This is a genomic window from Acidisphaera sp. L21, assembly GCF_009765685.1.
In the GTDB taxonomy this organism is placed as follows: Bacteria; Pseudomonadota; Alphaproteobacteria; order Acetobacterales; family Acetobacteraceae; genus LMUY01.
Window position 1 is genome coordinate 151457 of the sequence record NZ_LMUY01000103.1, and the last position, 19556, is coordinate 171012.

Annotated in this window: 20 protein-coding genes; 14 read left to right on the forward strand and 6 right to left on the reverse strand. The window is 63.9% G+C overall.

What is annotated here, in order from left to right; all coding sequences use genetic code 11:
* The first annotated feature begins 38 nt into the window (after positions 1-38).
* The 8 genes from GSQ76_RS21190 to egtD all read left to right on the forward strand — a co-directional run bounded on the left by GSQ76_RS21190 (position 39) and on the right by egtD (position 8213).
* A complete protein-coding gene (locus tag GSQ76_RS21190) occupies positions 39-524 on the forward strand; it encodes a hypothetical protein (protein WP_158746091.1) in 486 nt (161 codons plus the stop codon).
* Positions 524-2965: a right-handed parallel beta-helix repeat-containing protein gene (locus tag GSQ76_RS21195; protein ID WP_158746092.1), complete on the forward strand. Its 2442-nt coding sequence runs from the start codon at positions 524-526 to the stop codon at positions 2963-2965. Before GSQ76_RS21190 ends, GSQ76_RS21195 begins: the two co-directional genes overlap by 1 nt.
* 25 nt (positions 2966-2990) lie before the next feature.
* Positions 2991-3278, forward strand: a complete 288-nt coding sequence (locus tag GSQ76_RS21200; protein WP_158746093.1) for a hypothetical protein — start codon at positions 2991-2993, stop codon at positions 3276-3278.
* Positions 3279-3364: 86 nt separating this feature from the next.
* Positions 3365-3778 (forward strand): hypothetical protein, encoded by a 414-nt coding sequence (locus GSQ76_RS21205; RefSeq protein WP_158746094.1) that lies wholly within the window; start codon positions 3365-3367, stop codon positions 3776-3778.
* A gap of 366 nt (positions 3779-4144) precedes the next feature.
* The gene (locus GSQ76_RS21210) at positions 4145-4960 is read left to right on the forward strand and encodes a glycosyltransferase family 2 protein (protein ID WP_158746095.1); all 816 of its coding nucleotides are present in this window, start codon (positions 4145-4147) and stop codon (positions 4958-4960) included.
* Between the two features lie 40 nt (positions 4961-5000).
* Positions 5001-6032 carry a Rieske 2Fe-2S domain-containing protein gene (locus tag GSQ76_RS21215; RefSeq protein WP_256367011.1) on the forward strand — a complete coding sequence of 344 codons (1032 nt, stop codon included), beginning with the start codon at positions 5001-5003 and terminating at the stop codon, positions 6030-6032.
* Positions 6033-6094: 62 nt separating this feature from the next.
* A complete protein-coding gene (gene egtB, locus GSQ76_RS21220) occupies positions 6095-7261 on the forward strand; it encodes an ergothioneine biosynthesis protein EgtB (RefSeq protein ID WP_254070544.1) in 1167 nt (388 codons plus the stop codon).
* A 4-nt stretch (positions 7262-7265) separates the two neighbouring features.
* Complete coding sequence (gene egtD, locus GSQ76_RS21225) at positions 7266-8213, forward strand: L-histidine N(alpha)-methyltransferase (protein ID WP_158746098.1); 948 nt, start codon at positions 7266-7268, stop codon at positions 8211-8213.
* An 89-nt stretch (positions 8214-8302) separates the two neighbouring features.
* Here the strand turns inward: egtD and GSQ76_RS21230 are convergent, their stop codons facing one another.
* A complete protein-coding gene (locus tag GSQ76_RS21230; RefSeq protein WP_158746099.1) occupies positions 8303-8614 on the reverse strand; it encodes a DUF2934 domain-containing protein in 312 nt (103 codons plus the stop codon).
* A gap of 217 nt (positions 8615-8831) precedes the next feature.
* Between GSQ76_RS21230 and GSQ76_RS21235 the strand changes: the two genes are divergently transcribed.
* The gene (locus GSQ76_RS21235) at positions 8832-10295 is read left to right on the forward strand and encodes an MFS transporter (RefSeq protein WP_158746100.1); all 1464 of its coding nucleotides are present in this window, start codon (positions 8832-8834) and stop codon (positions 10293-10295) included.
* Here the strand turns inward: GSQ76_RS21235 and GSQ76_RS21240 are convergent.
* Positions 10292-11428 carry a Gfo/Idh/MocA family protein gene (locus GSQ76_RS21240; protein ID WP_158746101.1) on the reverse strand — a complete coding sequence of 379 codons (1137 nt, stop codon included), beginning with the start codon at positions 11426-11428 and terminating at the stop codon, positions 10292-10294. The genes GSQ76_RS21235 and GSQ76_RS21240 overlap by 4 nt on opposite strands.
* A 91-nt stretch (positions 11429-11519) precedes the next feature.
* On the opposite strand from GSQ76_RS21240, the gene GSQ76_RS21245 reads away from it, so the two are divergent.
* Genes GSQ76_RS21245 through GSQ76_RS21260 form a run of 4 tightly spaced genes read left to right on the forward strand, consistent with a single transcriptional unit; the run spans position 11520 to position 14963 of the window.
* Positions 11520-12473: an NAD(P)-dependent oxidoreductase gene (locus tag GSQ76_RS21245; RefSeq protein ID WP_158746102.1), complete on the forward strand. Its 954-nt coding sequence runs from the start codon at positions 11520-11522 to the stop codon at positions 12471-12473.
* Entirely contained in the window at positions 12470-13429 is a 960-nt protein-coding gene (locus GSQ76_RS21250) for a glycosyltransferase (protein ID WP_158746103.1), read from the forward strand. Before GSQ76_RS21245 ends, GSQ76_RS21250 begins: the two co-directional genes overlap by 4 nt.
* Positions 13426-14199, forward strand: a complete 774-nt coding sequence (locus GSQ76_RS21255; RefSeq protein ID WP_254070545.1) for a WecB/TagA/CpsF family glycosyltransferase — start codon at positions 13426-13428, stop codon at positions 14197-14199. Before GSQ76_RS21250 ends, GSQ76_RS21255 begins: the two co-directional genes overlap by 4 nt.
* Before the next feature lie 26 nt (positions 14200-14225).
* Positions 14226-14963: a PIG-L deacetylase family protein gene (locus tag GSQ76_RS21260; RefSeq protein WP_158746104.1), complete on the forward strand. Its 738-nt coding sequence runs from the start codon at positions 14226-14228 to the stop codon at positions 14961-14963.
* On the opposite strand, the gene GSQ76_RS21265 is transcribed toward GSQ76_RS21260, so the two are convergent.
* Positions 14960-16339, reverse strand: coding sequence for a protein adenylyltransferase SelO (locus GSQ76_RS21265; protein ID WP_158746105.1), 1380 nt, complete (start codon positions 16337-16339; stop codon positions 14960-14962). The two genes, GSQ76_RS21260 and GSQ76_RS21265, sit on opposite strands and share 4 nt — an antisense overlap.
* Positions 16340-16531: 192 nt before the next feature.
* Here GSQ76_RS21265 and GSQ76_RS21270 point away from each other — a divergent pair, with 192 nt between their 5' ends.
* Entirely contained in the window at positions 16532-17296 is a 765-nt protein-coding gene (locus tag GSQ76_RS21270; RefSeq protein ID WP_254070546.1) for an alpha/beta hydrolase, read from the forward strand.
* On the opposite strand, the gene GSQ76_RS21275 is transcribed toward GSQ76_RS21270, so the two are convergent.
* From GSQ76_RS21275 to dxs, 3 genes are all read right to left on the reverse strand, one after another.
* Entirely contained in the window at positions 17293-17541 is a 249-nt protein-coding gene (locus GSQ76_RS21275) for a DUF1272 domain-containing protein (protein WP_158746106.1), read from the reverse strand. The two genes, GSQ76_RS21270 and GSQ76_RS21275, sit on opposite strands and share 4 nt — an antisense overlap.
* 26 nt (positions 17542-17567) lie before the next feature.
* Positions 17568-18332, reverse strand: a complete 765-nt coding sequence (locus GSQ76_RS21280; protein WP_158746181.1) for a TlyA family RNA methyltransferase — start codon at positions 18330-18332, stop codon at positions 17568-17570.
* A partial coding sequence (gene dxs, locus GSQ76_RS21285) for a 1-deoxy-D-xylulose-5-phosphate synthase (protein ID WP_158746180.1) occupies positions 18333-19556 on the reverse strand: 1224 nt, incomplete at its 5' end.

Genomic DNA, 19556 nt, shown 5'->3' on the forward strand with positions numbered 1-19556 from the left:
GTCATCCGCGCCGCGTCTCGACTTGCTAAGGAACATCCATGACCACGACTGCCACCCATGTCTGGCGGCCGAGCGCCGCGCGCAGCATTACCCTGGACGCTTTCGTCCCGGTCCCGCGCGGAACGGCCGCCCAAGCGCCCGCCTTACTCTCCTGGCCGCTGAAGGACCCGAGCGACCTGCTGGACTACCAGTTCGACATCGCACCGGCGCTTATCGGCAACGACGGCGATGCAATTTCCACCCTCGACATCACCATCAACCCGTCAGCAACCGGTGACCTGGCGCTGTCATCCGCCGCCGCCGATGGCAGCCGCGCCGTGTTATGGCTGGCCGGCGGTCAACCCGGTGTCACCTATACTGTCACGCTGAAGATCGGCACCCAGGCAGGCCGCACCATAGCGCGCTCCGTCTATCTTCCCGTGGCCACTCTAGCAGCCCAGCCCGCCAACGACGGTACAATAGTGACCGACACTGGCGAGCGCCTGGTTGATCAGAACGGCAATCCGATCATGGCAGGCTCCTGATGCCGACAGTCGACCAACTCGCACCAGCACCGGCCGCTGCGGACACCGACGAATTGCTTGCTTCCCAGTCTGGCGTTCTGCGGCGCGTCACTCGCGCTCAGTTACTCGCGGGCACGCAGTCGCAGATCACGCTTCCAACAGCAAATTTGCTGGGCCGTACGTCCAGCGGCTCCGGCTTGCCGGAACCAATCACGATCGGTGGCGGGCTCACACTCGCCAACGGCAGCCTATCCATGACGCCGGCTGCCGCTTTAAACCTTGCAAGCCTTGACGCATCATCCGCCCTTGTAACGCCAGCCGGTGGAACCACCCCGCGCAGCCTTGCCGACCTTTTCGCAGCAGCCGTCTCACCCGAATCCTTCGGCGCGATCGGTGACGGCGTCACCGACGACACAGCTTCCCTCGCTGCTGCCGTCGCTACGTTGCGGCCCATTCTGCTTGGCCCGCGCACCTACGCCGTCAGCGGGCAATGGACGATCCCGGTTGCCGCGATACTACTTGGCGCACCCGGCCAAACCCGGCTCCGGCGCAAAGCCCAAGCCACCGGCGGTGCCTGGATCGCTATCCAGGGGCCGAGCTTTCGCGCCCACGGCATCATCTTCGACGCCAATAGCCCCGCCATACCTGGTGAAAACTGGGCCGTCCTCGTTGCCCCCACGTGTCTACGCACCGAGTTTCACAACTGCGTTTTCACCAATGCGGGTGGTCCCAGCCTCGGCAACGGCCTCACCATTCTCGCCTCCGATCCTGCGACGACTGGTCATGTCATCGACTCGTGTGAGGCGATGGCAAATGCTGCCCATGGAATCTGGGTCCAGGCCGTCGACGGCGCGCGAATCACGAACAACCGCGTGCACGACAACGTCGCATACGGCATTAACGTCGATTATAACGACGCCACCTTCGTCCAGGCGGTTCGGCTTGCCCTCATCTCGGGCAATTCCTGCTGGAACAACGCACGCGGTATTGCCGTTGGCAACTTCAACGCAACCAACCGCGAACCCCCCAGCTGGGGCAACGCCAATCCAGACGCAATTGGCGCTGCCGTGGTCGATAATATCTGCCACGACAATATCTATTACGGCATCGCCGTCTCCGGGCGTTCCCTACTGGTGCAGTCGAACCTGCTGACGGCCAATGGCAATACGGGAAATGGTGGCGCTGGCATTCTGGTCAACGCCGCCTACTCCCGCGTCGCCGACAACACGATCACCGGCAACAGCCAATTCGGGATCGATTCAGGCGGCAGCATCGTCCTGGATATCGCCGGTAACCACATCACCGGAGCCGCCTGCGGCATCAATCCTGGCGGTAGCCAGGCCGTAACGGTGCGGTCGAATGTCCTCCAGGACAATGGCTGGGGCATGCTGGTCTACAACGTCGAAACCGACGGCGCTGGCAATAATTTCGGCCTCGCCTGCAGCAACCTGGCCATCACCGACAACACGATCGGCATTTCCTCCGGCAATGGCGGCGGCATCTGGCTGATCGACGGACCACAATCCGTTCTTGTCGCCCGCAACAACTTCTTCGGAACCTCCGATGCCAGCATCGGCCAGTGCCTCTACACCAATACCGACAGCGTCCTGATCGAGGGTAACCGCTGGAACAACACCCAGCGCCTATTCGCCAATCCCACCGCGGTAAACGGCCTGCAAACCATTCTTCTGCCCGACATCGCCGATGAAGTCATGCTCAGTGCCGTACCTTCCGGCGTGCAATCCATCAAAACGATGCACCAACTGAACGTCGCCGGGCAGATCACGTTCATCAAGCCGACCGCCGGCGGCTCTGGCTACACCCACGCCGCGGTTGCAATATCCGGCACCGGCACAGGCGCCACTGCTATCGCGTACATCGCCAATGGCGCGCTCATCGGGGTTGCAATCGTCAGTCCCGGCTCTGGCTACGGTTCGCCAGGCAGCCCCGTCGCTGTCACCATCTCGGGCGACGGAACGGGCGCAGCGGCCACCGCCTCGGTGGGTCTTTCCGTGATCGAGGGGCGGCGCGTGCGCCTCGCCTGCAATACCGCGGTCCACTTCGCCCGCGCCGGGTCCAACCCGTTCCAGGAAAATTGGACGCTTGGCGACATCACTGTCCCGGCCAACGCCACGATCACCTTCACCGGTGTCTTCGGCGCTTGGCGGGCCGACAACGTCCCGCTGGCCGACTACATCGCACCGCCCGGCGACGGCAGCCTTTTACTGCGCACCCTCCATGATGCCGACCTCATCGTTCGCCCATCCACCACCGGGCACTTCCGGGTCAGCACCGACGCCGACCCAGGCGGTTATATCGCCGCAATCGGCCACGGAAGCCCCATTGGCGTGGTCACAGCGCCGCCGGGTTCGGACTATCGCAATCTCGACGGCGGCGTCGGCCAAACCCTTTGGATCAAACGCCTCGGCGCCGACTCGCAGGGATGGTTCGCTGTCGCCTGACCGCACACCAGGAAGACCGTGGCCCATGCCAGACGACGCCAAACCCGACTTGCGGGCCCAGGAACTCGCCGAACGCGCGGCGTTTCGCTCGATCACCGACACTTTTCGCCTGCTCGGCATCGACATTACCGAGATGGGCGATGTGAACGACCTACGGGACGATTTCCGCTTCATTCGCCGCCAACGTGAAAACAACGAAATTCGCCGAACCGAGGCAAGCAAATCCGCCGTTACTGCCGTCATTGGCGGTGTCGTGGGGATGCTAATAAGCGCCGTCACCTGGCTCCTCACTATCGCAAGGCATCCGCAATGAGGATCAACCTACGCAGCCCGATATGCCGTCGCAATATCGTCGCGGGCCTTGCTGGCCTGGCACTCGGCGGCCTATTCGGCTTCGGCTTGATCGTGTGGACCAACCGCATCTCCCCTATCGTGATCCATGAGGCGCAGGAGGTCGACGGCGTTGCCACCCGCAATGGCCATATCGACCTATATTTCGAGTTCGACCGCACCCGTGATTGCCCAACGGACACGTCGCGTTGGCTGTGGACTTGGGTCGACCATAACGGGACGCGGATCAAGCAATTCTATCCGCTGCTCAACACCACCACCACCCTCACCGACGTGGGGCGCGATCAGCGCTTCATCCTGACCATCCCGATCCCGCCCGGGGTCTGGCAAGGCCAGTGGTATTATTGGTCAAAAACGGTCGATCACTGCTCACTCCTTGCCGGATTATTTCAATCCAGGATTCGCGAGAGCAACGACATTCCAATCCAAATCGTGGCTGACGCCCCAGCATCTTCTCATTGACGCCGCGGCTGCCTGCCCGGTTACAATTCCGCACAAAGCTGAGGATGTGCTTCGTGAGAGACGGGACTATCAAGCGATGCCACGGAGGAGTGAGGCAAATGGCTCATCGTTATCTACTGACCCGCTTCCTGTTCACAGCGAGCGCTCTCGCGATGATTGGCTGCGTTTCAGCCGCTTGCGCTCTCGGATAGTCACTCCTGGGCATGCGGTGCCAAAGCACCACCCGTCCTAGCTTTACAAAATCGCGATCTAGAAGCGGGGCGGCAGTTGCCCCGCTTGGCTGCTCGTTGTCTAGTGTTCCGGCAATCCACCCGGGATATGATGCCGCCAAAAGTCGCCTCGATCACCATGGCCTACAATGAATCGGTGCTTCTGCCGGTCTGGGCGCGGCACTACGCGCGCCAGGTTGGAGCCGACCATTGCTATGTCGTCGATCACGGCTCGACTGAGCCATTGGTGCTCCCGCCTGGCGTAAACACGATTCGTATTCCACGATCTCCGCACGACGATCAGCGGCGCGCGCGGTTTATCTCTGGGCTTACGGCCAGTCTGCTAAACTACTATGACTGGGTAATCCATACAGACGTCGATGAGTTGGTCCTAGCCGACCCTCACCATTTCTCTGACTTACCGGCTTTCTGCGCCGCGACGAGCCTGCAGACCGTATCGACGATTGGGTTTGACGTCCAGCACGTCCCCGTCATTGAACCGCCATTAAATCCCGCCAGCCCCCTCGGCGATCAGCGGCAATGGGTCCGCTTCACCAGCGCGATGTGTAAACCGGTGCTAACCCGGCGCGCTATCGCCTGGGCGCCGGGTTTCCATTGCGCCGACCAACCATTGGCGTTTGCACCGCTCTATCTCTTTCACCTGCACTGGGCGGACCGCGACATCGGGATGCAGCGCCTGAAGAAGACCCGCGATATGGCCTGGGCAAAGGGTGATTTCGGCGCCCACCAGCGCGTGGCCGATCGCGATTGGGCCGAATTGTTCGACGCTATGGCTGCGCTGCCCCGCCTCGACCCTGTCGAATTCGACCCGGCGGCCGCGCCGATCCGCGATTGGCTGAAGCGCACGGTGGACAGTGGCATAGGCCGCGAGCACGAGACGTATACCTTCGACCTGCACGTCAATGCCGGGGAGCTCTGGTCCATCCCCCCCCACTTCCGCGCTCGGCTCTGACCCGCTAGGTCAGGGCATGTCAGGCACCAACCAATCCGGAATGCTCCGTGGCTTCTGGTATATCGCCGGTTTGTCCCGCGCCCTCGCCAAGGGGGCGACCAAACCGGTTACACTCCTGGGCGACGAACTGCTGATTGGCCGCCGCCCAGATGGGCAGGTTTTCGCCTACTCGGACCGGTGCCCCCATCGCGGTATGCCGATGCGGCACGGCAGTTTCGATGGCACCAATCTTCAATGCTGCTACCACGGCTGGCAGTTCTCGGCCGAAAACGGCGTCTGCATCCACATTCCGGCTCTCGCAGACGCCGATCCGACGCAACCAGGCCGCTTTCGCCTGCGCTCCTATCCTTGCCGCGACGTCCAAGGCAACGTCTGGGTCTATATCCCAGCCGGCCGCACGCTGCCCAACACCCTGCCTGATGTGCCGCAGGTTCCTGGCTTCGATGGGATCGCGCCGCAGATCGCCACGACCATGCGCTTCCCGTCCAATGCCGACATCGCCGCCTATGGCTTTTGCGACCCGGCGCACCCCGCATTCGTCCACACCTCGCGCTGGTGGAAGTCCAAGGCCGGCCTAAAGCTACGTCCCAAGAAAAAAGCGTTCGAGCCTGCGCACCACGGTTTCCGCATGAAATCCCACCAACTGAGCGGCGGCGCTCGTCCGTATCGCCTCATGGGAACAGACGTTCAGGTCGACGTCACCATTGGCTTACCTGGGTTGCGTATCGAGCATATCCGAGGCAGCCGCCATTCCGCCTGCGTGCTTGCGGCCGTTACACCCGTGACGGAAACCACCACGGACGTCCATTATTGCGTCTACTGGACGATGCCCTGGTTGGCGCCGCTGCGCCCCTTTGCTGCCTGGATGGCGCGCGATTTCCTGAGCCAAGACCTCGATATGGCTGCGAAACTTGCCCATGGCGCAGCGACCCCGCCCATGCTGTTCGTCGGCGACCCCGATATCCAGATTGCCTGGCTGATGCGGCTCAAACGCGAATATTTAGCGAGCCAAGTTGAGGATCGCCCGTTCGTAAATCCGCTGACCGAACAGGTTTTGGAGTGGAAGAGCTAGAATTCCTGGGAACCATCGCCATTTGATCGCCGTTCGACCTGCGGAGGGTGGCAATGGGCTTGATGGACGAGACCGAAATTGGCGCCTTTCTCGCGGTTCGGCGCCATACGGAGGCAATCTGCAGCAATCTCACCCCCGAAGACCAATGTATTCAGTCGATGCCCGACGCCAGCCCCGCGAAATGGCATCGTGCCCATACGACTTGGTTTTTCGAGCAATTCATCCTCGCGCCGCATATGGACGGCTACAAGACGTTCAGCCCAGAATTCAGCTACCTTTTTAACTCGTATTATGAGACGGTCGGCGCCCGACACCCTCGCTTCGCCCGTGGCATGATCACCCGCCCAAGCACCGATCACGTCACCGAATACCGCGCCCACGTCGATGCCGCGATGGCGGAGTTTATCGGCTCGGGTCGCGCAAGTTCGGCGCTCCTCGCCCTAGGGCTTCAACACGAGCAGCAGCACCAAGAACTGATGATGACGGACGTTTTGCACGCGTTCGCGCAGAACCCGCTTGCCCCCGCCATGATCCCCGCCTGGTGTCCACCTAGCCCCAGCACACTTGCTGACGAATTCATCGTATTTGAGGGCGGGATCGTCAACATCGGCCATGACAGCCAGCGTTTTGCCTTCGATAATGAAGGGCCGAGCCACAGGTCGCTGCTAGCGCCCTACCGCCTTGCGAACCGGCTGGTTCGGAACCGCGCGTGGTTAGCGTTCATCGCGGCCGGTGGTTACACAACCCCGACGCTCTGGATGTCGGAGGGTTGGGCTGCGGCGCAGGAGAACGGTTGGAACGCCCCGCTGTATTGGCGCAAGACCGACGATCGTTGGACGGTGTTCACACCAGGCGGCGAACGCCCGATTGACCTCGATGAGCCCGTTCGCCACGTCAGTTGGTATGAGGCTGACGCTTTTGCACGTTGGTCCGACGCACGCCTTCCGACTGAGTTCGAGTGGGAGGCTGCGAGCGAGGATCCACGTATAACGGAGCGCGAGGGGCATGTCTGGCAGTGGACCGCCAGCGCCTATCTTCCTTATCCGGGCTTCCGCCCGGTCGCGGGCGCGATCGGCGAGTACAACGGCAAGTTCATGATCAACCAGATGGTTCTACGTGGCGGCTCCATGGCGACGCCGCCGGGTCACACACGGCCAACCTATCGCAATTTCTTTCACCCCGACCGGCGCTGGCAGTTCACTGGCCTGCGCCTAGCATTGGATCTCTAAGCCCATGCCAGACGGTTACAACGCGCCTGCAGCGTCGATAGTCGAAGAAGTTTTGATGGGCCTCAGCCAGCCGCAAAAGACGCTGCCGGCGAAGTTTTTCTACGACGCCGAAGGATGCCGTTTGTTCGGGAAGATCACCCGTCTGCCAGAGTATTACGTAACTCGGACCGAACAGGCGCTGCTACAGCAAGTCGCACCGGAGTTGCCCCGCATGCCGGGCTGCGCGCTTGTCGAATACGGTGCGAGCGATGAGAGCAAGGCCATGATGTTGCTCGATCATATCGGGGCGAGTGCCTATGTTCCGGTCGATATCGCCGATTCAGCGCTACAGGATCTGACCCAGCGCCTGCATACCGCGCGTCCATCTTTGTCGGTTCATCCAGTGGCGGCGGACTTTCTACGTCCACTCGCCCTGCCGCATCAGACCTCCAGTCAACAGCGTTTCGGGTTTTTTCCTGGTTCGACGATTGGGAATCTGGATCATGCGACGGCCCACCGCTTTCTCGTCCAGGTTCGGGAGACATTGGGCGCAAACGCTCGTTTCCTCGTTGGAGCGGATCTTCGCAAGGATAGCTCAATCCTCATTCCCGCCTATGACGACGCGCAGGGTGTGACGGCGGCGTTCAACCTGAACCTTCTGTCCCACCTCAACCGGGAAATCGGGACTGATTTCGAGCTCGAGAATTTCTCCCACCGCGCCGTATGGAATGATAGCGAGGGTCGGATAGAAATGCATTTGGTCTGCGCACATCGTCAGACTGTGAGCGTTGGGGGAACGACGATCGTGTTTGACGGCGGTGAGACCATTCATACTGAGAACAGCTACAAGCACACGGTGCCTCAACTTCGCAGCATGGCGGAGCGCGCCGGGTGGCGCTCCGAAAAGGTTTGGACAGACCCGGCTGAGTTGTTCTCGATCCATCTTCTAGCTGCAGACGACGTGGTAAACTAGGTTGTTAAGCTACGCCTAAGCCATCCGGCCCATCCTCGTCCCACAAGATCGGATCATGGGAGCTAGCGTGCTTCCATGATCCGAGAGTACTACCTCACACGCTTGCTTGGTGTTTGTCGCTGCTCACCCTGGTCAGTCATGCGGCCGGGAATTTCCCCCAAATTGTCCTGGATCGAGGCCTCTTCAACTGCTTGGCCGAGGATCACGCTCGGATCGTCGGGACTAGGCACTGGCTTTTGTCCCGCGCCGGCACTCTGCTCCATGCCGACCAGTTCGCGGGCTCGTTCCCAGTATTCCAGATCGGCACCATGCGGGCTGCCATCGGCCTCCCACAGCAGGTAGGCTCGTTCGCGGATCAACTGCTCGCGGGCGCTGTCGTATTCCAGCGGGTTGTCTGACATGCTAGTCTCCTTTTGAGGGTTCAAGCGCGCCGCAGCGCTTGCAGTTCATCGCTGGGGATAATTCAGGGAGCCGCCTCTCCGGCTGCCACACTTATTTTTCGTACAATTGCGACTAAGACGCAGTCTAATCTATCATGTGCTAGGCTATGGACATGCCTGATGCCAACCCACTACTCCTCCCACCACGCAACTTGGTGATCTGGTTGGAAGAACGTCTATGCAGGGAATGAACGTGGCGCCGAACGTGCTGACGAATGCCGCGCGGCGTAACGTCGTGGCCGCAATGCTGATCGCGACGTTTATGGTTGCGGCCGAAGTCACCGTCATCAGCACGGCCATGCCGACCATCGTCGCCCGGCTCGGCGGTTTCGACCTGTTCACCTGGGCGTTCGGAATTTATCTGCTCGGCCAAGCCGTCACGACACCGATCTACGGTCGGCTGGCAGATCTTTACGGTCGCCGAACGGTCTACCTATGCAGCACGGCTGTTTTCCTCGTGGGATCGCTACTCTGCGGCGTGGCCTGGAGCATGCCTGCGCTCATTGTCTTCCGCGCTATACAAGGATTGGGTGGCGGCGGCCTGGTTCCGCTGGCGACGATCATTATTGGCGATGTCTCAGCGCCACCGGATCGTGCCCGAATGCTGAGCTACGTCAGCGGCATCTGGGGCATCGCCGCCATCATCGGGCCCCTGTTAGGCTCGCTCTGCGTTGGGACCGTCGGCTGGCCCTTCGTGTTCTGGATCAACCTGCCCATTGGCGTGGTCACGATGGCCGTGGTTTGGCGCAATCTGCATGACCCGGTGTCGCAACGGGTCGCCGGCCGGATTGACGTCGCCGGTGCAATTCTGTTGGCCGTCGGCATCGGCGCCGGTATGGCCACTCTCGTTCAGTGGGAGACGCTATCCACCACGACAATCACGGCGTTGCTGGTGCTGGCAGCATTGTGCCTCGGTGTTTTCGGCGTGCGGGAACGGCAAACGACCGACCCGATGCTGGCCCTGCAGCTACTTCGCCTGCCAGTCATTCTCGCGGCAAACGCCTCCACCCTGCTCTGCGGCGCACTGATCATCGGTCTAACGGCGTTCGTGCCGGCTTGGGTACAAGGCGTCTTGGGCGACAATGCCCTCGCCGCCGGATTCATCCTCGGCGTGATGACGGTGTGCTGGAGCAGCACTGCCATGATTCTGGGCCGCACCTTGGGCCGCTTACCCAACCGTAGCGTGGCGCTCGTTGCCTCGATCGCACTAGTGGTGGGATCTGCGGGCCTGTTGGTTTTGTCGCGCGACAGCGTCGTCTTGCTGGTGGTCGCATCGGCGATCCTTGGCGCCGGGCTGGGAAGCACAAGCCTGGTATTCACCGTCGCGGTCCAGATGGCCGTGTCACAGGCAGATCGCGGCCGCGCGACGTCGCTGTATTATTTCTCCCGCCTGGTTGGGCAGGCCGTCGGCGCCGCCGCCTTTGGGGGCATCCTCAACGCCGGCCTTTCCGCAGCCGGGCCGGAGGCACATGGCGCACTCCGCGCCCTCATGGACCCGGCGAGCCGTCTTACACTGCCCCTCGATGACCTTGTCCGGTGGGTGCCGACGCTGGGGAACGCGCTGCACCAGGTATTCACCTTCGCGTTCGGCCTGGCAATCCTATGTGTTCCCGTCGCGCTGATCGTGCCGCGGCGTCGCTAACTCACGCTGGTCCGCATGACTTCTGCGCGGGCCGCTGTGGCGGGGGATTGCAGCGCCAACGTCACCTCCGTCACGTGCAGCGCGAGGTCGGCACCGACCATGCTTGGCGCCCCACGCTCGATCTGAGCAGCCAGTTGCGCGATGCCGCGGCTGAAATCCATGCGGTGGCCGCCTTGCGTCCGCGGCACCTTGCGGCCGTGCGCAACGGGCAAGCGGCGGCCGATTAACAGCCGCGGGATAACGCCCGATACCTTCTTCTCGATCTTGCGCGACAACCGGGCGGCATAGCTCATGCCGGTGGCCGAGATCCGCAGCGGGGTATGGTATTCCCATACATCCGGGATTGTCGCGACACCCCGTTCCCCAATGACACGCAATGATCGGTCGCTCGGCGCGATGATGGTGTTCGTCAGCCGCGCGACAACACCGCCATCAAATTCCAACATCCCAATCGACAGATCCGGGCTGCTGACCTCGGCGCCCAGTTCTTTGCCCTTTTCTGGGATCAGCAACGCGTTGAAGGCCGTCACCCGGCGCACCGGCCCAAACAGCGCCACTAGCGGCGTTATTTGGTAGCCAGCATGCTCCATGGTGCAGCCGACTTCGAATTCGTCTCGCGCTGCCCAGGGCGCGCCGGAAATGCTTCGCCAATTTTTGTAGTCCAGCATGTGCACCATGCCGTCATCCATCTCGGCCTGCGCTAGCATCACGCGGCCCAGCCGCCCGGCCTTCAACTCGGCCGCCAGCGCCTGCACCACGTCGCTGAGGTGATTGCACGGCGCTGCGGCCAGCCCCAGCCCACGCACCTTCGCGGCAGCCACCAAGTCCTCCGCCTCCGCCATCGTCATTGCCAGCGGCTTTTCCGAGTAGACGTGCCGCCCGGCCTCCAGCGCGCGTAGGCTCACTTCGTGATGGCTGCGTGGATTGGTCAGATTGACGACCATGGCAACACGATCGTCCGCCAGCAGCGCTTCCATGCTCGGGTAGGCCGGGATTTTGTGGAATGCGGTGAACGCGGCCAATCGCGCCGGATCGCGATCATACGCACCGAGCAACGTCAGCCCGTCCAATCCGGGCAGCGTCTGCATATACATATCGGCGACGTAGCCGCAGCCGACGATGGCGATGTTCATTGAACCGAGCCGCCTCAAAATTCCGGACGTCATTTACTTAACCGTAGTGTCCTAACGATACCTTGCCTGCGCACAGGCCATCGGTAGCAACATGAATACGGTTTTGATTACAGGCGCCGCCGGGTTTGTTGGCGGCCACGTCCTGCACCGTCTCTCGAACGAGCCGACCATGTTCGCAATCGCCGCAACACGCGACGGACGCGGCAATTCGCGCAAACTCGACCTACGGGACCCCAAGGCCATGCAGGCGGCCTTGGTGGGGGTGACCGCGCTGGTGCATTGCGCCGTCGGCGACCGGAGCGTGACCGTGGATGGCACCAGGGCGCTACTGCGGGCAGCGGCGAAGGCGGGCGTGCGCCGCTTCATCCACATCAGTTCTGTCGCGGTTTATGGCCTGACAACCGGAGCGGTTGGCGAGGACGCGCCGCTCGTCTCATCCGCGAGCAACGACTACGCAGGGTGGAAAGCCGCGGCCGAAGCTGCCTGTCTAGCCGAAGCCGGTATCGAGACAATCCGCTTGCGCCCCACCATCGTCTATGGACCGGGCGGGACACTCTGGGTCTCGCAGATGGCCCGACGCATCCGATCCGGCCGTTGGGGCGTGTTCGGCGTGGGGGGCGAAGGCACCTGCAACCTGGTCCATGTCAGCGACGTCGCGTCCGCCGTGGTCGCAGCGCTGAACGCGCCGACCGCTGGCGGCGCCTTCAACGTCAATGGCCCAGAAGCCATCACCTGGAACGAATGGTTTTGTCGCCTGGCTGCCGACATCGGTGCACCGCCTCTGCGCGAAATTTCACCGCGGACGCTGCATGCCCGCTCCCTCGCGTCATTGCCGCTGAAAGCGTTGTCACGGGTCAAGCCCGGCGTTGCGGCCGATTGGCTGCTCGGGGCGCCCGCGAGCAGCGAGCTCATCCTGTTCGCGCTGGCCGCCACCTACCCGACCGACACGGCGCGGGCGGTACTCGGCTGGTCCCCCGCCGTCACGATCGATGAGGGCCTCGCGGATTCTGTCGCATGGTTGCGCCAGGAAAGGCTTGCGGCATGAGCACTCCCACAGCTTCCGTCGTCATCTGCACCTTTAACCGCCTGCGCATGCTGCAGGACGCTGTGGAAAGCTGTCTGGCCAACGCCACCAGCCGTGGCGTCGCGTTCGAGGTCGTGATCGCCGACAACAGCCCGTCCGGCCACGCCCGCGCTTTTGCCAATGGCTTGATCGCCGCCGGACGCGTGGTGCGCTGGGTGCATGCCTCTCCGCCAAATATCTCGGTCGCTCGCAACGCCGGCCTGCACGCCGCCAGTGCTGAATTGGTGGCGTTCATGGATGATGACCTCGTGTTGGAGCCGGGTTGGCTGGACCATCTGCTCGACACGCTGGAGCGCAGCGGGGCAGACGTTGCTGTCGGGCCGGTGCGCCCGCGCTTTGCCGAAGGCTCCGCGCCGGATTGGGATCCGCAGGGCAGCCGCTTCACACGCGTACTCCCCGCGCCCAGCGGCACCCACTTGGTCGCCGGTGGCCCGAACCGTACGCGCAATTTCGCCATCAGCACCGCTTCCTCGCTGTGGCGTCGCTCCACCTGCTTCACGGACGACGCGCCGTTCGACCCGGCGTTCGGCGCATCCGGTGGTGAGGATTTGGACCTATTTCTGCGGCTGGAACGCCGGGGCCGCCGTTTCGTCTGGTGTGCCGAGGCGACGGTTTGGGAAACCATCCCAGCCGGACGTACTACGCTGCGGTATCAGGCGTTGCGGGCCTATAGCGGCGCCCAGGTCTATACCGCGGCGGCGGTGCGCCACGCTGTCCGCCCCGGGCGCAGTGCGGCCGACATCATGGGACGCGGCGCCATCCAAGCCGTCGCGGGTGCAGGCGCATTGCTGCTCACCGGATTAACCGGGCGCCAACGTTTTGTGCGGCATCTTCTCGGCACAGCATCCGCCGCTGGCAAATTGTTCTGGTGGCGGAAGATCCCACTCTACCACGTCGAAAAGGCGCCCCAGACGTGAGCGACGAGTCATTGAGCGACCAGCCGTCTGCCGACGACATCCTCGCATTCGGAACCTATTTTTCCGCGTTGGACGGACACCAGGCATTGGCAGCAATCGTCGGGCGGTCTTCTGACGCAGCGTTTGCCTATGTCTGCACGCCGAACGCAGTGCATGTGGTCAATTACGAACGCGGCGAACCACGGTTTCGCGCCGGTATCGACGGCGCCTGGCTGCGACTGTGCGACAGCCGCGTCGTCGCCCGCCTTGCCGCGACCATGGCCGGGGTTACGCTCCCACTCGCGCTCGGAAGCGACCTGACAGCGGATCTGCTGGCGGGCGCGATACGACCGACCGACGCCATCACCATCATCGGTGGCACCGCGGAGATGGAGAGCCGGCTCCGCCAGCAGTATGGTTGGACGAACGTGGTGCGGCATGACCCGCCATTCGGCTTCATCGGCGACCCCGCTGCAATCGCCGCCTGCGTGAATTTCGTAGTCGCCCACCCGGCGCGCTACGTCTTCCTCGCCTGTGGCGCACCGCAATCCGAAGTACTCGGCCGCCATATCGCCGAACATGGCGGCGCGGTGGGAACGGGGTTGTGTATCGGTGCGTCTCTGTTATTCGCGACCGGGCTGCAGCGACGGGCGCCGTTGTTCATGCAACGCGCTGGTCTGGAATGGCTGCATCGCCTGATACAGGAGCCGAAGCGGATGACCACGCGACTGCGTAAAAGCCAATTGCCGATCCTGACACTCGCACTGCGCACCCGACTCGCCCGCCGGTAATGCTGTGCCCCGCCCGCACGCTCCGGATGGAGCGGGCGACGGATGTTCTGGCCCGCATGGCGGCGTTGCCGTTCACCGAAATTGCAACGCTGACGCAAGGCAAACCCATCCTGGTGCTGTCGCCCCACCCAGATGATGAAAGCCTTGGCTGCGCTGGCCTCATCGCGCAGGCCTGTGCCGCAGGGGTCGACGTTCATGTCGTGCTGCTGACGGATGGCAGCCGATCCCACCCGAATTCGAAGGAATATCCGGAAGCGCGGCTGATCGCGCTGCGGGAGCGGGAAATGGCGGCGGCGTTGGTGACGCTGGGCCTACCGTCCGGTCGCCTTGCGTTTTTCGGCTACCAGGATGCGTCCGCCCCGCGCAAGGGCTACCCAATGCGCCAGGCGGCGGAACAACTTGCCGCTTATATCCGCGACCACGATATCGGCAGCGTGTTCGCAAGCTGGGCCTACGATCCGCATTGCGACCATTTGGCAGCGCATCGAATCACCGTCGCGGCTTCCCGCATGGTGCCATTTCGCCATCTTGCCTACGCAGTTTGGGGCTGGACGCTAGCACGCACCACTTGGATACGCGCCCAACGCATTCGCGGCTGGCGGTTGGACATCACCGACACGCTTGCCATCAAGCGTGCCGCCGTCGAGTGCCACATGTCGCAGATGACCACGATGATCGACGACGACCCGGATGGCTTCATTCTGCCGGATTACCTGCTGGACCTGTGCTATCGGCCGTTCGAGACGTTTATCCAGGTGAACTAGCCACCCAACGCCGCGCCCATTTGCCGAATCGCGGTAATCTTCTGGTGAAGGGCCGACCAATCGTCTTCGGCGGCGATCGGTGCCCATAATTCCTCCACCTCGTCGATCAGCACCGTGCATGGCGCGGGTAGGTGGAAATAGGCGTGATCAGGACGGCCGGGTCGCGGGCGGTCGGCCAAGATTGCGCGCACAGGGGCGAAATTCTCGCCAAACGATGCGTCCAATTCGCCACCGAAGGCACGGAAGAATGCCCGCTCGAACGGCATTTGCGATTCTGCCAGCGCGACCCACCAGGCTTTCGCCAGAATCGCATCCGCCTCGGTTCCGGCTCCGGGCACACCCAGCCGGCGGATGGTTGCGGCGTCGTATTCGCGGCGAAAGGCGGGGACGAAGCCGGACAGGGCGTCGATCAACCCGTCCTTATCCGCCAGGGGCAGCAGGCATTCTGCCAGGCGGGTCAGGTTCCACTGCAACGCCTCTGGCTGGCGGCCGTAGGAATACAGGCCGCTCTCGTCGAAATATGCGGCGGTGAACGCCGGGTCGTAAGTCGGTAGCCAGCGCCAGGGGCCATAATCGAAGCTCTCCCCGGTGATGTTGATGTTGTCGGTGTTCAGGACTCCGTGCACGAAGCCGGCGGCCATCCATTGCGCGCCCATCCGCGCCACCCGCGCCACCACGGCGCGCAGGAACGCGACCGCCGGCCCGGCCTCGTCCGCTTCGGCTGCTTCGGGGATGTAGGTCCGCACGGCGTATTCCAGCAGCCGGCTCAGCGCGTCGGTATCACCCAGAGCCGCCTGGCGCTGGAACGAGCCGATGCGGATGTGCCCGTGGTTCAGCCGCACCAGCACCGCGCCGCGTGTGGGGGATGGTTCGTCGTGGCGGACCAGCTTCTCCCCGGTTTCGACCAGGCTCAGCGATTTGGACGTGTAGACGCCCTGCGCCTCCAGCATCTCCGTCGCCAACACCTCGCGCACGCCACCCTTCAGCGTCAGCCGGCCGTCGGCGGTGCGGGACCACGGGGTTTGGCCGCTGCCCTTGGTGCCTAGATCCAGCAGGCGGCCATCCTGCAAATCATGCATCTGGGCGAAGAGAAAGCCTCGGCCGTCGCCGAGGTCGGGGTTGTAGTGGCGAAATTGATGACCGTGGTAGCGCAGCGCAAGGGGCTGCGGATGGCTGCCGGGCAGTGGCTCGAACCGGGCCATGATATCGACCCACTCCGCGTCCGTCAGCCCGGCCAGACCAATACGGGCCGCCCAGCGGTCGTCGCGGTGGCGCAGGATGGCTTGCGGGAAGTCTGCCGGGGCGACGACGTCGAAGAACGCCTCACCCAATTCGGCATGGGCGGTGGACGGGCGGAATTCGGGGGAAATGGGCATTCAGGACGCCTGAGCCGGCATGTCGCGGGTGTTCATGAAGCCTCACTCCCGGCCTGATAGGCCACTATATGTGTGTCTCTAACGTGTGGCGCGAAGAAGGAAACGCCACATCATCTTCAGGCCGGCGTGATGGCGGCGTGGGCATCCCCGACCTACAGTCACCGGATGCCGATGCGTGGGAGCGAAGCCTGAGTGTCTGACCCGATTTGGGAGTATATGACCGGCCAGCGCCGCGAGAGCCATCCAGCACTGCTGGCGGAATTCGCCCGGCGCAGCGCCGCGGTGACGGGTTACGAACGGGATTTACGATATGGCAGGCACGAACGCTGCCGGTTCGATTTCTTTCCGGCCGCACCCGGCGCGCCAGTGATCGCGTATTTCCATGCTGGCTACTGGCAGGGTCGCGACAAGGCCGACTTCCTGTTTCTGGCAGCGCCGTTCGTGCAACGTGGCTTTGCCTGGGCGGCGGTGAACTACCCGCTCTGCCCCGACGTGAGTTTCGATACCCTGATGGCGGCGACACATGATGCGGCACGGACAATCCGCGACAGGGCTGGCGGGCGGTTAATCGTTGCCGGGCACTCGGCCGGCGGGCATATCGCGGCGGAATTGGGCATGGCTGGCGTGGCGGATGCCGTCGTGGGATTGAGCGGCGTGTATGATCTGGCGCCGTTGCTGGCGACGCCGTTGAACGATGCGTTGGGTTTGGACGCAGCATCTGCCCAGAGGCACTCGCCGGTGCACCGAGTCGTAGCACCGGTGCCACCGGCTTACTTCATCGTTGGTGGGGATGAGACTGCCGGATTTCAGGCGCAGAATGCCACGATGGCGGCCGCGTGGCCCGGCGCGATGCCGATAATTGTGACCGGCGCAGACCACTTCACGGTGTTGGAGCATCTGGCCAACCCGGCCTCACCTGCGTTCGCGGCGGTTGCCGGGCTGGCGGCGCACGCCTAGGCGGCGACGCAGCCGGCGTGAGCTTTGGTCTTGCGCGTAGTGGAGGCGGGGAACTTTGCCAGGCGATCGGCCGGACGAACCGGGCGGCGGACCAGCTCGCCAGCACAATTGGGGCAGCGCCCGGCGAAGTTGCGGTTGGCGCAGTCGCTGCAGAATGTGCATTCGAAGGTGCACATCATCGCGTCCAGCGAGTCGGGCGGCAGGTCGCGGTCGCAGCACTCGCAGTTCGGACGTAGTTCCAGCATGGCGGCGTATCCCCGGGTGATTGGTATCAGCGTGCCGGTTCGGCGGGCACAGTCAACTGGGCGGCGATGAGGAATTCACGGTTGCCTTCGGGGCCGGTGATGGGGCTGGCCTCGATGCCAAGCACGGTCCAGCCCGGCAGGCCGCTCCACCAATCGCGGATCATGGCGCAGACGGCGTCGTGGACCGCCGGGTCGCGGACAACGCCGTTCTTGCCGACCTGAGCCGGGCCGGCTTCGAATTGCGGCTTGATGAGCGCCACGGCCCAGGCGCCGGGTTCGCAGCAGGCGAGCGAAGCCGGCAGCACGGTGCGCAGACCGATGAAGCTGGCGTCACACACCACCGCCCCAACCGGCTCGTCCAATACCAGGTGCCGGGCGTTGGTGCGTTCGCGCACGATCACGCGCGGGTCGCTGCGCAGTTTCCAGGCGAGTTGGCCGTGGCCGACGTCGACGGCGTAGACCCGGGTGGCGCCGTGGGTCAGCAGCACGTCGGTAAAGCCGCCGGTGGAAGCGCCGACGTCCAGACAGGTTTTTCCTGCGGGCGAGAGGGCGAAATGCTCCAGCGCGTGGGCCAGCTTCAACCCGCCGCGGGAGACCCATGGGTGGTCCTGGCCTTTTACCTCCAGCGGGGCCTCACCGGGCAGGACCTGGCCGGCTTTCTCGACCCGGCGATCACCCGTGTAGACCTTGCCCGCCAGGATCAGCGCCTGCGCGCGGGTTCGCGATTCGACCAGGCCGCGGTCGACGAGAAGCTGATCGGCGCGGGCTTTCTTGGGTGGCGTGTCGCTCAGCTAGGCGGCGCCTACGCCCGGGATCTTCTGCCCGGCGGCTTCGGCTGCGGTTCGGACGATGTCCTTGGCGGTGAGGCCGGCGTCGGTCAATTGGGCGGCGGGGGTGTTGTGGTCGATGAACCGATCGGGCAGCACCATCGGGCGGATCTTCAACCCGCCATCCAGCAGCCCGGCCCAGGCCAGATGCTGCATCACCATCGAACCGAAGCCCCCGACCGAGCCGTCCTCGATCGTGATCAGCACCGCGTGGTCGCGGGCCAGGCGTTCGACCAGGTCGGTGTCCAGCGGCTTGGCGAAGCGGGCATCGGCGACGGTCGTCGGCAGGCCACGTGCCGTCAGTTCGTCCGCCGCCACCAGCGCGTCGGCCAGGCGGGGGCCGAGGCTCAGGATGGCGATCTCGGCGCCGCGGGTCTCCCGCACGATGCGGCCCTTGCCGATCGGCAGGGGCGTGCCGCGGGCGGGCAGCGCCAGGCCAGTGCCCTCGCCGCGCGGGTAGCGCACGGCGGATGGCCCGGAATCGTAGGCCACCGAGGTCGCGACCATGTGGACCAGTTCCACCTCGTCTGCCGGGGCCATCAGCACCATGCCGGGCAGGCAGCCGAGGAAGGCCAGGTCGAAGCTGCCGGCGTGGGTGGCGCCGTCGGCCCCCACCAGCCCGGCGCGGTCCAGCCCGAAGCGGACCGGCAGGCCCTGAATCGCCACGTCGTGCACGACCTGGTCGTAGGCGCGCTGCAGGAAGGTGCTGTAGATGGCGCAGACGGGGATCATGCCCTCGGTCGCCATGCCGGCGGCGAAGGTGACGGCGTGCTGCTCGGCAATGCCGACGTCGAAGATGCGGTCGGGGAAGCGCTTGGCGAACTTGTCGAGCCCGGTGCCGGACGGCATCGCGGCGGTGATCGCCACCACGCGCTTGTCGGCCTCGGCCTCCGCGATCAGCGCGTGGGCGAACACATTGGTGTAGGTGGGCGGGCCGGGCGGGGCCTTCACCTGCTCACCGGTCACCACGTTGAACCGGCTGACGGCGTGCAGCTTGTCGGTCGCCGCCTCCGCCGGGGCGTAGCCGCGACCCTTCTGGGTGATGGCGTGGACCAGGATCGGGCCGCTCTCCTCCGCATCGCGCACGTTGCGCAGCACGGGTAGCAGGTGGTCCAGGTTGTGGCCGTCGATCGGGCCCAGGTAATAGAAGCCCAGTTCCTCGAACAGCGTGCCGCCGGTGAGGATGCC